Source organism: Pseudomonas sp. NPDC089996 (assembly GCF_044748405.1).
Lineage (GTDB): Bacteria > Pseudomonadota > Gammaproteobacteria > Pseudomonadales > Pseudomonadaceae > Aquipseudomonas.
Genome location: NZ_JBIVGA010000001.1, coordinates 219988 through 237343, shown reverse-complemented (window position 1 = coordinate 237343; position 17356 = coordinate 219988). Strand labels below are relative to the sequence as shown.

The 17356-nt window shown below is 62.7% G+C and carries 17 protein-coding genes and 1 pseudogene; 10 read left to right on the top strand and 8 right to left on the bottom strand.

Annotation, left to right across the window (positions count from 1 at the left end; translation table 11 throughout):
- Positions 1-39 precede the first annotated feature (39 nt).
- Positions 40-399 (top strand): cupin domain-containing protein, encoded by a 360-nt coding sequence (locus tag ACIPW4_RS01155; RefSeq protein WP_346612643.1) that lies wholly within the window; start codon positions 40-42, stop codon positions 397-399.
- A gap of 103 nt (positions 400-502) precedes the next feature.
- Here ACIPW4_RS01155 and rpmG read toward each other — a convergent pair whose 3' ends face one another.
- The gene (gene rpmG / locus ACIPW4_RS01150) at positions 503-658 is read right to left on the bottom strand and encodes a 50S ribosomal protein L33 (protein WP_003253507.1); all 156 of its coding nucleotides are present in this window, start codon (positions 656-658) and stop codon (positions 503-505) included.
- Between the two features lie 11 nt (positions 659-669).
- Positions 670-906: a 50S ribosomal protein L28 gene (rpmB, locus tag ACIPW4_RS01145; RefSeq protein ID WP_003253504.1), complete on the bottom strand. Its 237-nt coding sequence runs from the start codon at positions 904-906 to the stop codon at positions 670-672.
- Between the two features lie 361 nt (positions 907-1267).
- Between rpmB and ACIPW4_RS01140 the strand changes: the two genes are divergently transcribed.
- Positions 1268-2857, top strand: a complete 1590-nt coding sequence (locus ACIPW4_RS01140; RefSeq protein ID WP_400654105.1) for an ABC transporter substrate-binding protein — start codon at positions 1268-1270, stop codon at positions 2855-2857.
- A gap of 104 nt (positions 2858-2961) precedes the next feature.
- On the opposite strand, the gene radC is transcribed toward ACIPW4_RS01140, so the two are convergent.
- On the bottom strand, positions 2962-3642 hold the full coding sequence (gene radC, locus ACIPW4_RS01135) for a DNA repair protein RadC (RefSeq protein ID WP_400654103.1): 681 nt from the start codon (positions 3640-3642) through the stop codon (positions 2962-2964).
- A gap of 128 nt (positions 3643-3770) precedes the next feature.
- Here radC and coaBC point away from each other — a divergent pair, with 128 nt between their 5' ends.
- The 4 genes and pseudogenes from coaBC (at position 3771) to argB (ending at position 7892) form a co-directional block, all read left to right on the top strand.
- On the top strand, positions 3771-4982 hold the full coding sequence (coaBC, locus tag ACIPW4_RS01130; RefSeq protein ID WP_400654102.1) for a bifunctional phosphopantothenoylcysteine decarboxylase/phosphopantothenate--cysteine ligase CoaBC: 1212 nt from the start codon (positions 3771-3773) through the stop codon (positions 4980-4982).
- Between the two features lie 5 nt (positions 4983-4987).
- Entirely contained in the window at positions 4988-5443 is a 456-nt protein-coding gene (gene dut, locus ACIPW4_RS01125; protein ID WP_400654101.1) for a dUTP diphosphatase, read from the top strand.
- 136 nt (positions 5444-5579) lie between these two features.
- Positions 5580-6953 (top strand): annotated as a pseudogene (locus tag ACIPW4_RS01120) (phosphomannomutase/phosphoglucomutase); the annotation flags it as partial.
- 30 nt (positions 6954-6983) lie between these two features.
- The gene (gene argB / locus ACIPW4_RS01115; protein ID WP_400654100.1) at positions 6984-7892 is read left to right on the top strand and encodes an acetylglutamate kinase; all 909 of its coding nucleotides are present in this window, start codon (positions 6984-6986) and stop codon (positions 7890-7892) included.
- Between the two features lie 166 nt (positions 7893-8058).
- Here argB and pyrE read toward each other — a convergent pair whose 3' ends face one another.
- Positions 8059-8700 (bottom strand): orotate phosphoribosyltransferase, encoded by a 642-nt coding sequence (gene pyrE, locus ACIPW4_RS01110; RefSeq protein WP_011536401.1) that lies wholly within the window; start codon positions 8698-8700, stop codon positions 8059-8061.
- 80 nt (positions 8701-8780) lie between these two features.
- Here pyrE and ACIPW4_RS01105 point away from each other — a divergent pair, with 80 nt between their 5' ends.
- The gene (locus tag ACIPW4_RS01105; RefSeq protein ID WP_400654098.1) at positions 8781-9560 is read left to right on the top strand and encodes a catabolite repression control protein Crc; all 780 of its coding nucleotides are present in this window, start codon (positions 8781-8783) and stop codon (positions 9558-9560) included.
- Positions 9561-9705: 145 nt separating this feature from the next.
- Here ACIPW4_RS01105 and rph read toward each other — a convergent pair whose 3' ends face one another.
- Positions 9706-10428: a ribonuclease PH gene (gene rph / locus ACIPW4_RS01100; protein ID WP_103448475.1), complete on the bottom strand. Its 723-nt coding sequence runs from the start codon at positions 10426-10428 to the stop codon at positions 9706-9708.
- A gap of 205 nt (positions 10429-10633) precedes the next feature.
- On the opposite strand from rph, the gene ACIPW4_RS01095 reads away from it, so the two are divergent.
- Complete coding sequence (locus ACIPW4_RS01095; protein ID WP_085676482.1) at positions 10634-11497, top strand: YicC/YloC family endoribonuclease; 864 nt, start codon at positions 10634-10636, stop codon at positions 11495-11497.
- Positions 11498-11510: 13 nt separating this feature from the next.
- Positions 11511-12131: a guanylate kinase gene (gene gmk, locus ACIPW4_RS01090; protein ID WP_400654096.1), complete on the top strand. Its 621-nt coding sequence runs from the start codon at positions 11511-11513 to the stop codon at positions 12129-12131.
- 135 nt (positions 12132-12266) lie between these two features.
- On the opposite strand, the gene ACIPW4_RS01085 is transcribed toward gmk, so the two are convergent.
- The 3 genes from ACIPW4_RS01085 to ACIPW4_RS01075 all read right to left on the bottom strand — a co-directional run bounded on the left by ACIPW4_RS01085 (position 12267) and on the right by ACIPW4_RS01075 (position 16065).
- Positions 12267-13805 carry an APC family permease gene (locus tag ACIPW4_RS01085; protein ID WP_400654095.1) on the bottom strand — a complete coding sequence of 513 codons (1539 nt, stop codon included), beginning with the start codon at positions 13803-13805 and terminating at the stop codon, positions 12267-12269.
- 117 nt (positions 13806-13922) lie between these two features.
- Positions 13923-14678: a gamma-glutamyl-gamma-aminobutyrate hydrolase family protein gene (locus tag ACIPW4_RS01080; protein WP_400654094.1), complete on the bottom strand. Its 756-nt coding sequence runs from the start codon at positions 14676-14678 to the stop codon at positions 13923-13925.
- Between the two features lie 4 nt (positions 14679-14682).
- Positions 14683-16065 (bottom strand): glutamine synthetase family protein, encoded by a 1383-nt coding sequence (locus ACIPW4_RS01075; protein WP_400654093.1) that lies wholly within the window; start codon positions 16063-16065, stop codon positions 14683-14685.
- A gap of 207 nt (positions 16066-16272) precedes the next feature.
- Between ACIPW4_RS01075 and ACIPW4_RS01070 the strand changes: the two genes are divergently transcribed.
- The gene (locus ACIPW4_RS01070) at positions 16273-17145 is read left to right on the top strand and encodes a LysR family transcriptional regulator (RefSeq protein ID WP_400654092.1); all 873 of its coding nucleotides are present in this window, start codon (positions 16273-16275) and stop codon (positions 17143-17145) included.
- The last annotated feature ends 211 nt before the right edge of the window (positions 17146-17356 follow it).

The window sequence follows — 17356 nt, the reverse complement described above, 5'->3', positions numbered from 1 at the left end:
CTGATGTTCATTTTATTAAACAACAACAGGAGCCCCACCATGAGTATCGCCAGCATCATCGACTTCGCCCAGGTTCTCACCGAGGCCGAACGCTACCGCCCGGCGGCGGAAAAAATCCTCAAGGGCGAGCCGGACCAGGCCGTCTACAACCACTATTCCAGCCCATGCGGGCAATTTGCCGCAGGCGTCTGGGAAGGTGAGGTGGGGCAATGGACGGTGAGCTACACCGAGCATGAATATTGCGAGATCGTGCAGGGTGTTTCGGTGCTGCGCGACCAGGATGGCGGGGCCAAGACCCTGCGTGCCGGTGATCGGTTTGTCATCCCGGCCGGTTTCAAGGGCACCTGGGAAGTGCTGGAGCCGTGCCGCAAGATCTATGTGATGTTCGAGCAGAAGTAAGGCTTTAGGGCCTCTTCGCGGGGCAAGCCCGCGAAGAGGCCGGCACAGGCATAAAAAAACCCGCGTCCTTACGGATGCGGGTTTTTTTCAGGTCGCCGATCAATTACTTGATCTTGGCTTCCTTGTACACCACGTGCTTGCGAACAACCGGATCGTATTTCTTGATCTCGATTTTGTCCGGAGTGGTGCGCTTGTTCTTGTCGGTGGTGTAGAAGTGGCCGGTACCGGCACTCGAAACCAGACGGATCAATTCACGCATGATGTTCTCCCTTAAACCTTGGCGCCAGCTTTACGGATGTCAACCAGAACGGCGTCGATGCCGCGCTTGTCGATGATACGCATGCCTTTGGCGGATACGCGCAGACGCACGAAACGCTTCTCGGATTCAACCCAGAAACGGTGGTGCTGCAGGTTCGGCAGGAAACGACGACGGGTTTTGTTGTTTGCGTGGGAAATGTTGTTCCCGGTTACTGGACCCTTACCAGTAACTTGACAGACTCTCGACATGACTCAGCCCTCTAAAACCACATGCCCAACCCGGCATGGGTTGGCCGCTTAATCTCTCAGTCTTTGGCGCCAGGCGCCGTGATTCTGGAGGTCTTATCGACCGGATCCGCTGATGCGACAGGCCGAGCCCCTAGAAAAGAGCGCTGCTTTATACCAGAAAGACTACGCCGCAACAACAGAAGATGAGTATTCCACTGCCACGAATCGTGCGCGAGCAGCATAACGACTCGCTCGCCGCGCTGTCGACCGCTCGTCGCCAAGCGGCTGAAAAAGAAGGTGGTCATTTCCGAAAACGCACACTAGGGTAGGACGTTTCCAGACTGCGCCGGCAGATGGGCCACTGACCAGCCAAGGAGCCACGATGCGTGCTGCCGCCCTTTCCTTATTGTTCACCTCTCTGTTCGCTGCAGGCGTTGCCCAGGCCGCCCCGCTGAGCGTCTGCACCGAGGCCAGCCCCGAAGGCTTCGACGTGGTTCAGTACAACTCGCTGACCACTACCAATGCCTCGGCCGACGTGCTGATGAACCGCCTGGTCGAGTTCGACGCGGGCCAGGGCAAGGTGGTGCCGAGCCTGGCGCAGAGCTGGACGGTGTCGGCTGATGGCCTGACCTATGACTTCAAGCTGCGCGACGGGGTGAAGTTCCACACCACGCCGTACTTCAAGCCCACCCGCGAACTGAATGCCGACGACGTGCTGTTCAGCTTCCAGCGCATGCTCTACCCCGCCCACGCCTGGCACAAGACCGCGCCGGGCGGCTACCCGCACGCCCAGTCGCTGCAACTGGGCAGCCTGATCAAGGCGATCGATGCCCCGACGCCCGACACCGTTCGCTTTACCCTGGCACACGCCGATGCCACCTTCCTCGCCACTCTGAGCATGGGCTTCGCCTCGATCTACTCGGCCGAATACGCCGACAAGCTGCTCAAGGCAGGCAGCCCGGAAAAACTCAACAGCCAGCCAATCGGCACCGGCCCGTTCGTGTTCCAACGCTTCCAGAAGGACGCTGTGGTGCGTTACCGCGCCAACCCGGATTATTTCGACGGCAAGCCGGCGGTCGACCCGCTGATTTTCGCCATCACCACCGACGCCAACGTGCGCCTGCAGAAACTCAAGCGCAACGAATGCCAGGTGGCCCTGTCGCCCAAGCCTGTGGACATCGCCGAAGCCGGCAAGGACGGTAACCTCAAGGTCGCCACGACCCCTGCGTTCATGACGGCCTTCGTCGCCATCAACAGCGAACATCCACCGCTGAACAAGCCTGAAGTGCGCCAGGCAATCAACCTGGCGTTCGACAAGCAGGCCTACCTCAAGGCCGTGTTCGAAGGCACCGCCACCGCTGCCAACGGCCCCTACCCGCCCAACACCTGGAGCTACGCCAAGGGCCTGCCTGGTTACCCGTTTGATCTGGCCAAGGCCAAGCAGCTGCTGGCCAAGGCCGGCCTGGCTGAAGGCTTCAGCACCACTATCTGGACTCGACCGTCGGGCAGCCTGCTCAACCCCAACCCGAGCCTGGGCGCGCAGATGCTCCAGGCCGACCTTGCGAAGATCGGCGTCAAGGCCGAGATTCGTGTGATCGAGTGGGGCGAGTTGATCCGCCGGGCCAAAGCCGGCGAGCATGATCTGCTGTTCATGGGATGGGCCGGTGACAACGGCGACCCGGACAACTTCCTCAGCCCGCAGTTTTCCTGCGCGGCGGTGCAATCGGGGACCAACTTCGCACGGTTCTGCGACAACCGCCTGGATCAGCTGATCAGTGCCGGGCGCACCACCAACGACCAGAGTGTGCGCAGCCGGCTGTACCAGCAGGCGCAGACCTTGATCCAGCAGCAGGCACTGTGGGTGCCGCTGGCGCACCCGACGGCGGCGACGCTGTTGCGCCAAGGGGTCGACGGCTACCAGGTGAGCCCGTTCGGGCGGCTGGACTTCAGCAAGGTGTCGGTGACCCGCTAAACCTGCACCGGCCCTTTCGCGGGACAAGCCCGTTCCTACAGTAATCGCGGTCTTTGTAGGAGCGGGTTTACCCGCGAAGAGGCCGGTACAGGCAACATAAGTTTTCAGGCCACAACCCACCCCTGCTCGACCATCGACAGCGGCTCCCCGTCGCCAATGATGATGTGATCCAGCACCCGCACATCGATCAACCCCAACCCCCGCTTCAGCGACAGCGTCAGGTGCACATCATCCTGGCTCGGCTCGCTGTTGCCCGAGGGATGGTTGTGGCACAGGATCAGCGCCGCCGCGTTGTGCTGCAGCGCCCGACGCACCACTTCGCGCGGGTAGACGCTCGCCCGGTCGATCGTCCCCCTGAACAGGATCTCGAACGCCAGCGGCCGGTGCTTGGAATCTAGAAACAGGCAGCCAAACACCTCACTGGATTCATGACGCAGCATGGACTTCAGGTAACGCCGCACTGACACCGGGCTCTCCAGAGCCGGTTTGCGCTCGATGGACTCCTCCAGGTAACGCCTGCCAATCTCCAGCAACGCCTGCAACTGCGCATATTTCACCGGCCCCAATCCTGGCTCGAGAAGCACGGCCTCGCGGTCAGCCTCAAGAAACTGCCTAAGCCCGCCAAAACGCAGCAAAAGCCCCCGAGCCAGATCCAGCACATTGCGCCCTGCAACCCCCGAGCCCAGCAATACGGCCAGTAGCTCGGCGTCCGACAGCACAGCTGCCCCACGCTGCAACAATTTCTCCCTCGGCCGCTCTTCAGCCGGCCACTCCCTGATATTCATCCCTGCTCCCTGCCCTTGCTGCGGCCCGTTTCGGCCCTGTGTTAATCTATTTCGCCTCGTACATGCGACGTTCCGCCGCAGGCATTTTCAAACGTCGCCGCCCGCTCTCACTTGAAAAAGGCAAGCCTATGCAGCGGCTGTATCGCAAGCGCATCGTTCTCGGCGTAGGAGGTGGCATTGCCGCCTACAAAAGCGCCGAGCTGATTCGCCGACTCCTGGAGCACGGCGCGCAGGTGCGCGTCGTCATGACCCGTGGTGGTGCCGAATTCATCACCCCGCTGACCCTGCAGGCGCTGTCCGGCCACCCCGTGCACATGGATCTGCTCGACCCAGCCGCCGAGGCCGCCATGGGCCACATCGAACTGGCCAAGTGGGCCGACCTGGTGCTGATCGCCCCGGCCACTGCCGACCTCATGGCACGCATGGCCCAAGGCATGGCCGACGACCTGCTGACCACCCTGGTGCTGGCCACCGACGCCACCGTCGCCGTGGCCCCGGCGATGAATCAGGCGATGTGGCGCGACCCGGCTACTCAGGCCAACCTCGAACTACTCAAAAGCCGTGGCATCCAGGTGTTCGGCCCGGCCTCCGGCAGCCAGGCCTGCGGCGACGTGGGCCTTGGCCGCATGCTCGAAGCCACTGATCTGGCTTGGTGCGCCGCTGAAAGCTTCAAGCGCCAGGGGCTCACCGGCAAGCACGTACTGATCACCGCCGGCCCAACCCAGGAAAACATCGACCCAGTCCGCTACATCACCAATCATAGCTCCGGGAAGATGGGCTTCGCCCTGGCCGAAGCGGCCGCCGAAGCCGGTGCTCGGGTGACTCTGGTGACGGGGCCTGTGCATCTGCCGACCCCCGACCGCGTGCAGCGCATCGACGTGGTCAGCGCGCGGGATATGCTCGCAGCCTGTGAAGCGGCCATGCCGTGCGACCTGTTCATCGCTTCCGCCGCGGTCGCGGACTACCGCCCAGAGGTAGTCGCCCCGCAAAAGCTCAAGAAGGATCCTACGACCGGCGACGGCATGCTGCTGCAGATGGTGCGCAATCCCGATATCCTTGCCACCCTCGCTGGCCGTGCCGACCGCCCGTTCAGCGTCGGCTTTGCCGCCGAGACCGAACACTTGCTCGATTACGCCACGCGCAAGCTCAAGGACAAGAACCTCGACCTGATCGTCGCCAATGATGTGGCCAACCCCAGCATCGGCTTCAACAGCGAGGAAAACGCCCTTACGGTAATCGACCGCCAGCAGCACCAGACCCTCTTCGCGCAGACCAGCAAGGGCAAGATCGCCCGGCAACTGGTCGCCTTCATCGCCGAACGGCTCAATCAGGTTCAATAAGTTACATGCACGCTCTTCAAGCCAAGATCCTCGACCCACGCCTGGGCAGCGAATTCCCGCTGCCGCAATACGCCACGCCGGGTTCCGCCGGCCTCGACCTGCGCGCCCTGCTGAAAGAGGACACTGTCCTCGAGCCGGGCCAGACCCTGCTGATCCCCACCGGCCTGTCGATCTACATCGGCGACCCGGGCCTGGCGGCCATGATCCTGCCGCGCTCTGGCCTGGGCCACAAACACGGCATCGTGCTCGGCAACCTGGTCGGCCTGATCGACTCGGACTACCAGGGCGAACTGATGGTGTCGTGCTGGAACCGTGGCAACACACCGTTCACCATCGCCGTCGGCGAGCGCATCGCACAACTTGTCCTGGTTCCTGTGGTACAAGCGCATTTCGACATCGTCGAGCACTTCGACGAGAGCCAGCGTGGTACCGGCGGCTTTGGCCATTCCGGTAGCCACTGAGCCAGCCAACGACCGTTCAGGCCAAGGATGGCGAACTCTCTGGCGATTCCACCGTCCAAGCGTTCAGTTTGCGCCTGCCCAGAAAAGCCTTTGACTAACGGAGTTTCCCGAGATGAACGACATGGCCCACCTGGTCCCGGCACTGCCGGAAAGCATCTTCCGCGCCTATGACATCCGCGGCGTGGTCGGCAAGACCCTGCACGCCGAAACCGCCTACTGGATCGGCCGCGCCATCGGCGCGCAGACCATCGCAGAGGGCGAACCGCAGATTTCCGTCGGCCGCGATGGTCGCTTGTCCGGCCCGATGCTGGTCGAGCAACTGATCAAAGGCCTGGTCGATGCCGGCTGCCAGGTCAGCGACGTCGGCCTGGTACCAACTCCGGCATTGTACTACGCGGCCAACGTTCTGGCCGGCAAGTCGGGCGTGATGCTCACCGGCAGCCACAACCCGTCGGACTATAACGGCTTCAAGATCGTCATCGCTGGCGATACCCTGGCCAACGAGCAGATCCAGGCCTTGCTGACCCGTCTGAAGACCAACGATGTGCCACGCGGCGAAGGCAGTGTGCAAAAGGTCGAGATCCTCGACCGCTACTACCAGCAGATCGTCGCTGACGTGAAGTTGGCGAAGAAGCTCAAGGTCGTGGTGGATTGCGGCAACGGCGCTGCTGGCGTGATCGCGCCGCAGCTGATCGAGGCCCTTGGCTGCGAAGTCATCCCGCTGTTCTGCGAGGTGGACGGCAACTTCCCCAACCACCACCCGGACCCAGGCAAGCCGGAGAACCTCGAAGACCTGATCACCAAGGTCAAGGAAACCGGTGCCGATATCGGCCTGGCCTTCGACGGCGACGGTGACCGCGTTGGCGTGGTGACCAACACCGGCAGCATCGTCTACCCCGACCGCCTGCTGATGCTGTTCGCCCAGGACGTACTGGAGCGCAACCCGGGCGCCGAGATCATCTTCGACGTCAAGTGCACCCGCCGCCTGACCCCACTGATCGAACAGCACGGTGGCCGTGCCCTGATGTGGAAGACCGGCCACTCGCTGATCAAGAAGAAGATGAAGCAGACCGGCTCGCTGCTGGCCGGCGAGATGAGCGGGCACATCTTCATCAAGGAGCGCTGGTACGGTTTCGACGACGGCATCTACAGTGCCGCACGCCTGCTGGAGATCCTCAGCAAGGCCGCGCAGAACGCCGAAGACCTGTTCGCCGGCTTCCCGAACGATATTTCCACGCCGGAAATCAATATTGATGTGACCGACGAGGGTAAATTCAGCATCATTGATGCACTGCAACGCGACGCCGACTGGGGCGAGGCCAACCTGACCACCATCGACGGTGTGCGGGTGGACTACCCGAAAGGCTGGGGCCTGGTCCGCGCTTCCAACACCACACCGGTGCTGGTGCTGCGCTTCGAGGCCGAAAGCGCCGCCGAGTTGCAACGTATCAAGGATGTTTTCCGCGCCCAGTTGCTGCGGGTTGCCCCTGAGCTGCAACTGCCGTTCTGACCGACTATCTGTTCCTTACAGGAGCCCTGCATGACCCTCGATCGCGATGCCGCTTCCCATGTAGCCGAGGTTTTGTCCGAAGCACTGCCTTACATCCGCCGCTTTGTCGGCAAGACCCTGGTGATCAAGTACGGCGGCAACGCGATGGAGAGCGAAGAGCTCAAGACCGGCTTTGCCCGTGACATCGTGCTGATGAAGGCCGTGGGCATCAACCCGGTGGTCGTGCACGGTGGCGGCCCGCAGATCGGCGACCTGCTCAAGCGCCTGTCGATCGAAAGCCACTTCATCGATGGCATGCGCGTCACCGACGCCGCGACCATGGACGTGGTGGAGATGGTCTTGGGCGGCCAGGTCAACAAAGACATCGTCAACCTGATCAACCGCCATGGCGGTAGCGCCATCGGCCTGACCGGCAAGGACGCCGAGCTGATTCGTGCGAAGAAGCTCACCGTGTCCCGCCAGACCCCTGAGATGACCCAGCCGGAAATCATCGACATCGGTCACGTCGGCGAGGTGGTCAGCGTCAACACCGACCTGCTCAACATGCTGGTGAAAGGCGACTTCATCCCGGTGATCGCGCCGATCGGCGTGGGCACCAACGGAGAGTCGTACAACATCAATGCCGACCTGGTGGCCGGCAAGGTTGCCGAAGCGCTGAAGGCTGAAAAGCTGATGCTGCTGACCAACATCGCCGGCCTGATGGACAAGCAGGGCCAGGTCCTGACCGGCCTGACCACCGAGCAGGTCAATGAACTGATCGCCGACGGCACCATCTACGGCGGTATGCTGCCGAAGATCAAGTGCGCGCTGGATGCGGTCCAGGGCGGCGTGACGACCTCGCACATCATCGATGGCCGTGTGCCGAATGCGGTACTGCTGGAGATCTTCACCGACAGCGGCGTCGGCACCCTGATCAGCAATCGCAAGCGTCACGTATAACCTGCACCGGCCTCTTCGCGGGCAAGCCCGCTCCCACAGATTCAACACCAGCCTTGAGGGCGGTGCTCAACCTGTGGGAGCGGGCTTGCCCGCGAAAGGGCCGGGACAGGCAACACAAAAAAGGCGACCTTCACCGAAGGTCGCCTTTTTCGTTACCGGGCCAGGATCAGATCCCGTATTGCGCCCGATAGGCTTCCACAGCCGGAAGATGCTGCTTGAGCTGCGGGTCGTCCGCCAGGAATTCCAGCACCTGGGTCAACGAAACGATGCTGACCACCGGGATACCGAAATCGCGCTCCACTTCCTGAATCGCCGACAGTTCGCCATTGCCGCGCTCTTCGCGGTTCAGCGCGATCAGCACGCCAGCGGCCTTGGCCTGCTGGGCGTTGATGATCTGCATGACCTCACGGATCGCGGTACCGGCAGTGATCACATCGTCGATGATCAGCACGTCACCGGCCAGCGGCGCGCCAACCAGGCTACCGCCTTCGCCGTGATCCTTGGCTTCCTTGCGGTTGAAGCACCAAGGCACGTCGAGCTGATGCTGCTCGGCCAGGGCCACGGCAGTCGCAGCTGCCAGCGGGATACCCTTGTAGGCTGGGCCGAACAGCACGTCGAACGGGATCTTGCTGTCGACGATGGCTGCCGCGTAGCAACGGCCCAGTTGCGCCAGGGCGGAACCGGTGTTGAACAGGCCGGCATTGAAGAAATACGGGCTGGTACGCCCCGATTTCAGGGTGAATTCACCGAAGCGCAGCACGCCGCGATCGATGGCAAAACGGATGAAGTCGCGCTGATACGGCTGCATGTAAGGTCCCGGACACCACGGATTTAGCTAAATGGGTTGAGCTCGGGTATCATACACGCACGAGATTTTTGGGGCCATTTATGCGGATCATCAGTGTGAACGTTAATGGCATTCAGGCTGCGGCCGAGCGTGGATTGCTCAGCTGGCTGCAAGCCCAGAATGCCGACGTCATCTGCCTTCAGGATACCCGCGCCTCGGCCTTTGAACTCGACGACCCAGCTTTCCAGCTCGATGGCTATTTCCTTTATGCCTGCGACGCGGAGGTACCCGCCCACGGTGGCGTGGCACTGTACTCGCGCATGCAGCCCAAGGCAGTCATCACCGGCCTGGGTTTCGAGACAGCCGACCGCTACGGGCGTTATCTGCAAGCAGATTTCGACAAAGTCAGTATTGCCAGCCTGCTGCTGCCTTCGGGCATGAACGGCGACGAAGACTTGAACCAGAAGTTCAAGTTGATGGACGACTTCGCCAAGTACCTGGACAAGCAGCGTCGCAAGCGTCGCGAATACATCTACTGCGGCTCGTTCTACGTGGCACAGCAGAAGCTCGACATCAAGAACTGGCGTGACAGCCAGCAGTCGCCGGGCTTCCTGCCACCAGAGCGGGCGTGGATGGACGCGATTACCGGCGACATGGGCTATGTCGATGCCCTGCGCGAAGTCAGCCGTGAAGGTGACCAGTACAGCTGGTGGCCGGACAACGAACAGGCCGAGATGCTCAACCTGGGCTACCGGTTCGACTACCAGATCCTTACCCCGGGCCTGCGCCGCTTCGTGCGCAATGCCCGCCTGCCGCGTCAGCCGCGCTTCTCCCAGCATGCGCCGTTGATCGTCGACTATGACTGGACGTTGACCATCTAAAAGCATTGGGGCCGCGTCGCGCCCCTTTCGCGACACAAGGCCGCTCCTACAAGAGATCGCATCCATATGGGCCAATGCGATTACCTGTAGGAGCGGCCTTGTGTCGCGAAAGGGCCGCAAAGCGGCCCTAATTGCTATCTATCTATCAGTCGGCCAGAGCGGCGTTCTGCAATTCGAAGATCTCGCTCATGCCCTTTTGCGCCAGCGCCAACATGGCGTTGAAGTCTTCAGGCTGGAACGGCGCACCTTCGGCGGTGCCCTGCACTTCGATGAAACCACCGGCGCTGGTCATGACCACATTGAGGTCGGTTTCCGCAGCGGAGTCTTCCAGGTAATCCAGGTCGAGTACCGCTTCGCCCTGGTACATACCCACCGACACGGCTGCGATCATGTGCTTGAGCGGGTTGCCGGCCTTCAGCCCACCGCGCTTCTTGATCACCGCCAGGGCGTCGCACAGGGCGACCATGGCGCCAGTGATCGAAGCGGTACGGGTGCCGCCATCGGCCTGGATCACGTCGCAGTCGATGTACAGGGTGATGTCACCGAGCTTGCTCATGTCCAGCGCGGCGCGCAGCGAACGGCCGATCAGGCGCTGGATTTCCAGGGTGCGGCCACCCTGCTTGCCGCGGCTGGCTTCGCGCTGGTTACGCTCGCCGGTGGAGCGCGGCAGCATGCCGTATTCGGCAGTCAGCCAGCCTTGGCCCTGGCCTTTGAGGAAGCGCGGCACGCCGTTTTCGACGCTGACCGTGCAGATGACCTTGGTGTCACCGAACTCGACCAGTACCGACCCTTCGGCGTGCTTGGTGTAGTTGCGGGTGATGCGGATCGAGCGGAGCTGATCGGCGGCGCGACCACTTGGACGTTTCATCTGGGATACCTGTACTGGGACTTTGAATCTGCCCGCCATTATAGAGCCCGTCGCCCGCAGAGGACATGCCTATTGTCGCGCTCCCGGCAGCCTGTCGCCTTTTCCCACTCACCGGCACGCGCTCTGTAACATGGGCAGATTGGGCGCCACGTGCGCACTGCGCTACAATCCCCCGCCTTCAATCCTTTTACGCGAGGTACTTCCCATGGTGCACAGCATGACCGCTTTTGCTCGTGTCGAGCGCGCAGGCAGCCAAGGCACCCTGGTCTGGGAATTGCGCTCGGTCAACCACCGTTACCTTGAACCCCACCTGCGCCTGCCAGACGCCCTGCGCGACCTCGAAGGCGCGGTGCGCGAAGGCCTGCGCCAGGGGCTGTCGCGGGGCAAGGTCGAATGCACCCTGCGCCTGCACGAAGACAGCAACGGCAAGCCGCTCAAGGTCGACCGCGAGCGCGCCGCACAGCTGGTTGCCGCCGCCGAAGAGGTGGCCGGCCTGATCAAGCAGCCAGCCGCGCTCAACCCGCTGGAAGTGCTGTCCTGGCCGGGCGTGCTGGTGGCCGATGCCACTGACCCCCAGGCCCTGAACGCTGAAGCCGTGGCGCTGTTCGACGAAGCCCTGGCCGAGCTCAAGGCCGGTCGCCTGCGTGAAGGCCAGGAGCTGGCCCGGCTGATCAATGAGCGCTTGGATAACATGACCACAGAGGTCACCACCCTGCGCGCCCTGGTGCCGCAGATGCTCGCTGCCCAGCGGCAGAAGATCATCGACCGCTTTGGCGATCTCAAGGCCGAGCTCGACCCGCAGCGCCTGGAGCAGGAGATGGTGCTGTTGGCGCAGAAAAGCGACGTTGCCGAAGAGCTCGACCGCCTCAGCACCCACGTCAACGAAGTGCGCCGTGTGCTCAAGTCCGGCGGTGCCGCCGGTCGGCGCCTGGATTTCCTGATGCAGGAACTGAACCGCGAAGCCAACACCCTGGGCTCCAAGGCCTTCGACCCACGCAGCACGCAAGCGGCGGTCAACCTCAAGGTGCTGATCGAACAGATGCGTGAACAAGTACAGAACATCGAGTAAGGCCACCCCGACCATGAATCAAAGCAGCGGCACCCTCTATATCGTTTCGGCCCCCTCCGGCGCCGGCAAGACCAGCCTGGTCACCGCCCTGATCAAGGCCGACCCGCGCGTCAGCGTCTCGGTCTCGCACACCACCCGCGCCATGCGCCCGGGCGAGCAGCACGGCGTGAACTACCACTTCGTCAGCCATGACGATTTCAAGGGGCTGATCGCCAAGGGTGACTTTCTCGAGCACGCCGAAGTGTTCGGCAATTTCTACGGGACTTCGCGCAGCGCGCTGCAAGAGGTGCTGGACCGGGGCAACGACCTGATCCTTGAGATCGACTGGCAAGGCGCACAGCAAGTGCGCAAGCTGATGCCAGAGGCACGCTCGGTGTTCATCCTGCCGCCGAGCCAGCAGGCCTTGCGCGAGCGTCTGGACGGCCGTGGCCAGGACAGCGAGGCGATCATCGCCGGGCGCATGAAAGAAGCGGTCAGCGAGATGGTGCACTACGACGAGTACGAGTACGTCATCATCAATGACGACTTCGGCGTGGCCCTGGAGGAGTTGAAGGCGGTGTTCGTGGCTAACCGGTTGTTGCTGAAGAAACAGCAGCAGCGCTACAGCAAACTGCTGAAAGAACTGCTCGCCTGATAGGCCAAGGGGGCTGCTTTGCAGCCCTTTCGCGACACAAGGCCGCTCCTACAGGAGATCGCATCAGTCCATATTGACGCGGCCTCTTGTAGGAGCGGCCTTGTGTCGCGAAAGGGGCGCAAAGCGCCCCCAACATTATTCCTGCAGTGGCAGGGTAGCCTGCTGACGCAAGGTCGCCCCAAGGAAGTAAGCCGGCGCACGCATCCGCGAAATCATCATCAGCACAATCCCCAGTGCCGAGATGATCGCCGCAATCACGAACACCAGGCCCAGCCCTCCCACGTGCGAACCGCTGCCGAAGTCCGGCGAGGCGCTGTCGATGGCCGTGCGCACGAAGATCACCGACAGGATCACCCCACCCACCAGCGGGCACAGGCCGCGCATGAAGAAGTGGCGCAGGCTGCCGAACAGGCTGTCACGGAAGTACCAGACGCAGGCGAACGCCGTCAGCGAATAGTAGAAGCAGATCATCATGCCCAGCGCGGTGATGGTGTCAGCCAGCACGTTCTCGCTCAGGGTACGCATGGTCACGTAGAACAGCCCTGCCGCCACGCCTGCGCAGATGGTCGCGTAGCGCGGGGTCTGCGAACGCGGGCAGACGCTGGCGAACTTCTGCGGCACCGCGCCGTAGTAACCCATGGCCAACAGCGTGCGCGCCGGCGACACGAAGGTCGACTGCAACGACGCGGCAGTGCTGGCCAGCACCGCAATCGACATCAGGATCGCCAGCGGCCCCATCACCGGCCCGGCCAGGTGAGCGAACACGTTTTCCTGGATGCGCGGGTTGTTCAGGCCCAGGCCTTGCTCGCTGATGCCGGCAAACTGCAGGGTGGCGATGGCGGTAACCAGGTACAGGCCGAGGATCAGCAGTACGGTCCAGGTGGCCGCCTTGCCTGGCACTTCATCGCTGCCAATCGACTCTTCGCTGACGGTCAGGCACACGTCCCAGCCCCAGAAAATGAAGATCGACAGTGACAGCCCGGCGGCAAAGGCCGAGAACGATTCGACGCCGAACGGGTTGAACCAGGCGAAATCGAACGCCAACGGCGGCGGCGCGGTGGTGCCGCCGAAGGCCGCGAAGGCAAACCCGAGCAGTACCATCAGCTGCAGCGCCACCAGCCCGTACTGCACGGTCATGGTGGTGGCCATGCCGCGGCAGCAGATCCACACCGCCATGGCGATGAACACGCAACAGGTGGTGATGTTGATCAGCAGGTTGTCAGCCAGCGCCGCCAGCTCATGGTGGCCGGTGATCTGGCCAAGAAACAGATAGAAGAAGTCGACGGCAACGCCCGCCAGGTTGGACAACACGATGGTCGTGGCCACAACCAGCCCCCAGCCACCGATCCAGCCGATCATCGGGCCAAATGCGCGGGCCGACCAGGTAAACGACGTGCCGCTGTCCGGCTCGGCCGAGTTCAGCTCGCGATAGCCCAGGGCAACCAGCAGCATCGGCAGGAAACCGACGATGAACACGGCGGGAAGATGAGCACCGACCTCACGTACGGTCGGGCCAAGGGCGCCGGTCAGGGTGTAGACCGGGGCGATGGTGGAAATGCCCAGCACCACGCTGGCCAGCAGGCCAAGACGGCCCTTGGCCAGGCCTTTGCTGCGCTGAGTGCTGCCCGAGTCGGCCACATCGGGTGCGCGGCCGGCTTCTGTGTAATTGCTCATGAGTTTTTGCCGTAACTATTGGAATTGTTTTCACAGGCCCTGTTCCCAAGGCCTGCTTCCACTCATTGAAAGCGCGCTGACGGGGGTGAGTCATCCCGGACTTTGCCTGACGTGCTGTCAGGCCTCTCGTGCAGCATGGGCAATGCAGGCCTCGCGGAACGCCTGGAAAAGGCGCCTTGAGACCGGGTTTTCGGCGAAACGCCATTCCGGGTGCCACTGCACACCAAGCACGAAGCCCGGCGCGTCAGGCATCGACACCGCTTCGATCAGGCCATCGGGGGCCCGTGCCTCGATCCGCAGGCCAGGAGCCAGGCGGTCGATGCCCTGACTGTGCAACGAGTTGACCTCGAACTGCGCAGCCAGGCCCAGGCGCTCGAACAACCCGCCAGGCGCAATGCTGACAGGATGACGAGGGCCATATTGCACCTCCAGGGGTGCATCTTCGGGTTCACGATGATCCATGTAGCCAGGCAGTTCCTGCACACGCTGGTGAAGGCTGCCGCCCAGGGCCACGTTCAGCTCCTGGAAACCGCGGCAAATACAGAACACCGGCACGCCAGCGTCAATCGCCGCCTGCAGCAGCGGCAAGGTCAGCCGGTCACGGGCAAGGTCGTGGCGGGTGCCATCGGCGCTGGCGGCGCCATTGTAATGATGCGGCTCGATATTTGAAGGCGAGCCGGTAAAAACAATGCCATCAAGCTGGGCCAGCAGCGCCTGCGTGTCGCTGCCGCCGTCGCGGGCCGGCAGGATCAGTGGCAATCCGGCGAAGCCGGCGGCCTCCACATACTTGTCGCCCACCGTGTGCGACGAGTTCTTCCCCACCTGCTGGCGGCAGGCGCTGATGCCGATCAAGGGGACCGCAATTGCGCTCATGGGCTTACACCGTGTGCAGGTACCAGTTGTACTCGAGGTCGGAAATCGAAACTTCGAACTCGGCCAGCTCACTTTCCTTGCAGGCCACGAAGATATCGATGTAGTCCGGGCTGATGTATTGGTTGAGGACTTCGCTGTCATCCAGCGCGCGCAGGGCGTCGCGCAGGTTGTTAGGCAGGCTTTGCTCCAGCTGCTCGTAGGAGTTGCCTTCGATCGGTGCACCCGGCTCGATCTTGCTGGTCAATCCGTGGTGGATGCCGGCCAGGATCGCTGCCAGCATCAGGTACGGGTTGGCATCGGCACCGGCCACGCGGTGCTCGATGCGCACGTTTTCGCTGCTGTCGGTCGGTACGCGCACGGCTACAGTGCGGTTGTCCACGCCCCAGCTCGGCGCGTTCGGCACGTAGAACTGCGCACCGAAGCGGCGGTAGGAATTGATGTTCGGGCACAGGAAGGCCATCGACGCCGGCATGGTCTCCAGCACACCGCCAACGGCGTGGCGCAAGGCGTCGCTTTGCAGCGGGTCTTCATGGGCGAAGATGTTCTTGCCGGTCTTCTTGTCCAGCAGCGAGATGTGCACGTGCAGGCCGTTGCCCGCCTGCCCCGGGTAGGGCTTGGCCATGAACGTGGTGTCCATCTCATGGTCGTAGGCGACGTTCTTGATCAGGCGCTTGAGCAGGATCGCGTAGTCGCAGGCCTTCAGCGGGTCGGCGACGTGGTGCAGGTTGACTTCGAACTGCGCGGGGGCGCTTTCCTTGACGATGGCATCGGCCGGCAGGCCCTGCTCCTTCGCCGCTTCGAGCATGTCCTGCAGGCAGTCGGCGTATTCGTCGAGGTCGTCGATCAGGTACACCTGGGTCGACTGCGGGCGCTTGCCCGAGATTGGCGAGCGTGGCGGTTGCGGGCGGCCGTTGAGGTTGTCCTGATCGATCAGGTAGAACTCCAGCTCGAACGCGGCGCAGATATCCAGGCCCATGGCGTCGAACTTGCTCACCACCTGGCGCAGCACTTCGCGCGGGTCGGCGAAGAACGGCTCGCCGTCCAGTTCATGCATGGTCATCAGCAGCTGTGCGGTCGGGCGCTTCTGCCACGGCTCGTCGCACAGCGTGCCGGCAATCGGGTAGCAGATGCGGTCGGCGTCGCCGATGTCCAGGCCCAGGCCAGTGCTTTCCACGGTCGAGCCATTGATGTCGAGGGCGAACAACGAGGCTGGCAGGTTGATACCTTTCTCGTACACCTTGTGCAGGCTGGCGCGCTCGATGCGCTTGCCGCGTACCACGCCGTTCATGTCGGAAATCAGCAGGTCGACGTACTGCGTATCCGGATGGGCCTGAAGGAAGTCATTCATCTCGCTGGAAGTACTGGCGCACGGGGTGACCGACGTCATGGCTTACATCCTATGATTTGCTGCGGCGATGTGGAGGGATACGGCTGGCGCCTCACGGGCGACGATGGTTGCAGCTGTTGTTCTTTTCACTTTCCCATCGTGGGGATTGGTTACCCGACCGGGCGCATTGATTCCCGGGGGCCGTTTCACTATAAAATGGCCCCGACGCAACAGACATTGGCAATTCGGCAAGCAGAGCGTGCACCCATGCAATATCAGATTACCCACGCCGACCTCTCCCTGGTCCTGGCACTGGAACGCGGGCGCTCACTGGCCAAGGCCGCCGAACTGCTCAAGGTCGACGTTTCGACCGTGTTCCGCTCGATTCGCCGACTGGAGTCGGCGCTCGGCACCGCGCTGTTCGTGAAAAGCCGCAAAGGCTACCTGCCGACCGACACGGCCCAGGCCTTGGCTGAGCAGGCCGAACGTGCCGAGCAGGCGCTGGACGCTGCGCGCATTGCGATGACCAGCGGTGAGCAGGTGGTCAGCGGCACCGTGCGCCTGACCTGCACCGAGGCGGTGATGCACAGCCTGTTGCTGCCCGCGCTGGCCGAGTTCATGCCCAACTACCCGGCATTGTCGCTGGAGATGGGAACTTCCAACACGTTCGCCAACCTCAGTCGGCGCGATGCCGACATCGCCCTGCGCCTTACCAATACGCCGCCAGAGCATCTTGTGGGGCGTTGCCTGGGCTCCACTTCTTATGTGATTTGCGGTCAGCCGCAGTGGCGCGAACGCTTGAGCGAGTCGGCCAGCAGCGTGCCGTGGATCGCCCCGGACGACTCGATGCAGGACCACCCCACCGTGGTCTGGCGCAACCAGCAGTACCCGGGGCTGAGCCCGCGTTACCAGTGCAGTGGCATGTCGACCATTGCCCAGCTGGTGAGCACCGGCCTGGGCGTGGCGGCGTTGCCTGACTATATGGTCGATGCCTTGCCGGGGGTGGATGCGCTGAGCGGGCCGTTGCCCGGATGCGACACCCAGTTGTGGTTGCTGACCCGGCCGGATTGCCGGGCATTGCGTTCGGTGCAGACCTTGTTCGAGGAACTGACGCCGCGGTTGCGGGATGCGATGCTCTGAGGTTATCGTCAGGGGCATATATTGAGGCTGTCTGTTCCGGCCCTTTCGCGGGCAAGCCCGCTCCCACAGGGTGCGCGGCGCTGGTGGGAAATACATCACTCCTGTGGGAGCGGGCGTGCCCGCGAAGAAGCAGACACAGGGCTCGAAGGTGACCACCCGACAAAACAGCGCTTCCCTATTGGCTGGTGATTTTTTAAACTATCGAGTCCGC

Coding starts and splice junctions, on each gene's coding strand:
- ACIPW4_RS01095 (WP_085676482.1), top strand. CDS start 10,634: ATGGTGCACAGCATGACCGCTTTTGCTCGTGTCGAGCGCGCAGGCAGC.
- ACIPW4_RS01140 (WP_400654105.1), top strand. CDS start 1,268: ATGCGTGCTGCCGCCCTTTCCTTATTGTTCACCTCTCTGTTCGCTGCA.
- argB (WP_400654100.1), top strand. CDS start 6,984: ATGACCCTCGATCGCGATGCCGCTTCCCATGTAGCCGAGGTTTTGTCC.
- ACIPW4_RS01080 (WP_400654094.1), bottom strand. CDS start 14,678: ATGAGCGCAATTGCGGTCCCCTTGATCGGCATCAGCGCCTGCCGCCAG.
- rpmB (WP_003253504.1), bottom strand. CDS start 906: ATGTCGAGAGTCTGTCAAGTTACTGGTAAGGGTCCAGTAACCGGGAAC.
- rpmG (WP_003253507.1), bottom strand. CDS start 658: ATGCGTGAATTGATCCGTCTGGTTTCGAGTGCCGGTACCGGCCACTTC.
- rph (WP_103448475.1), bottom strand. CDS start 10,428: ATGAAACGTCCAAGTGGTCGCGCCGCCGATCAGCTCCGCTCGATCCGC.
- ACIPW4_RS01085 (WP_400654095.1), bottom strand. CDS start 13,805: ATGAGCAATTACACAGAAGCCGGCCGCGCACCCGATGTGGCCGACTCG.
- ACIPW4_RS01105 (WP_400654098.1), top strand. CDS start 8,781: ATGCGGATCATCAGTGTGAACGTTAATGGCATTCAGGCTGCGGCCGAG.
- coaBC (WP_400654102.1), top strand. CDS start 3,771: ATGCAGCGGCTGTATCGCAAGCGCATCGTTCTCGGCGTAGGAGGTGGC.
- ACIPW4_RS01070 (WP_400654092.1), top strand. CDS start 16,273: ATGCAATATCAGATTACCCACGCCGACCTCTCCCTGGTCCTGGCACTG.
- ACIPW4_RS01075 (WP_400654093.1), bottom strand. CDS start 16,065: ATGACGTCGGTCACCCCGTGCGCCAGTACTTCCAGCGAGATGAATGAC.
- radC (WP_400654103.1), bottom strand. CDS start 3,642: ATGAATATCAGGGAGTGGCCGGCTGAAGAGCGGCCGAGGGAGAAATTG.
- gmk (WP_400654096.1), top strand. CDS start 11,511: ATGAATCAAAGCAGCGGCACCCTCTATATCGTTTCGGCCCCCTCCGGC.
- pyrE (WP_011536401.1), bottom strand. CDS start 8,700: ATGCAGCCGTATCAGCGCGACTTCATCCGTTTTGCCATCGATCGCGGC.
- ACIPW4_RS01155 (WP_346612643.1), top strand. CDS start 40: ATGAGTATCGCCAGCATCATCGACTTCGCCCAGGTTCTCACCGAGGCC.
- dut (WP_400654101.1), top strand. CDS start 4,988: ATGCACGCTCTTCAAGCCAAGATCCTCGACCCACGCCTGGGCAGCGAA.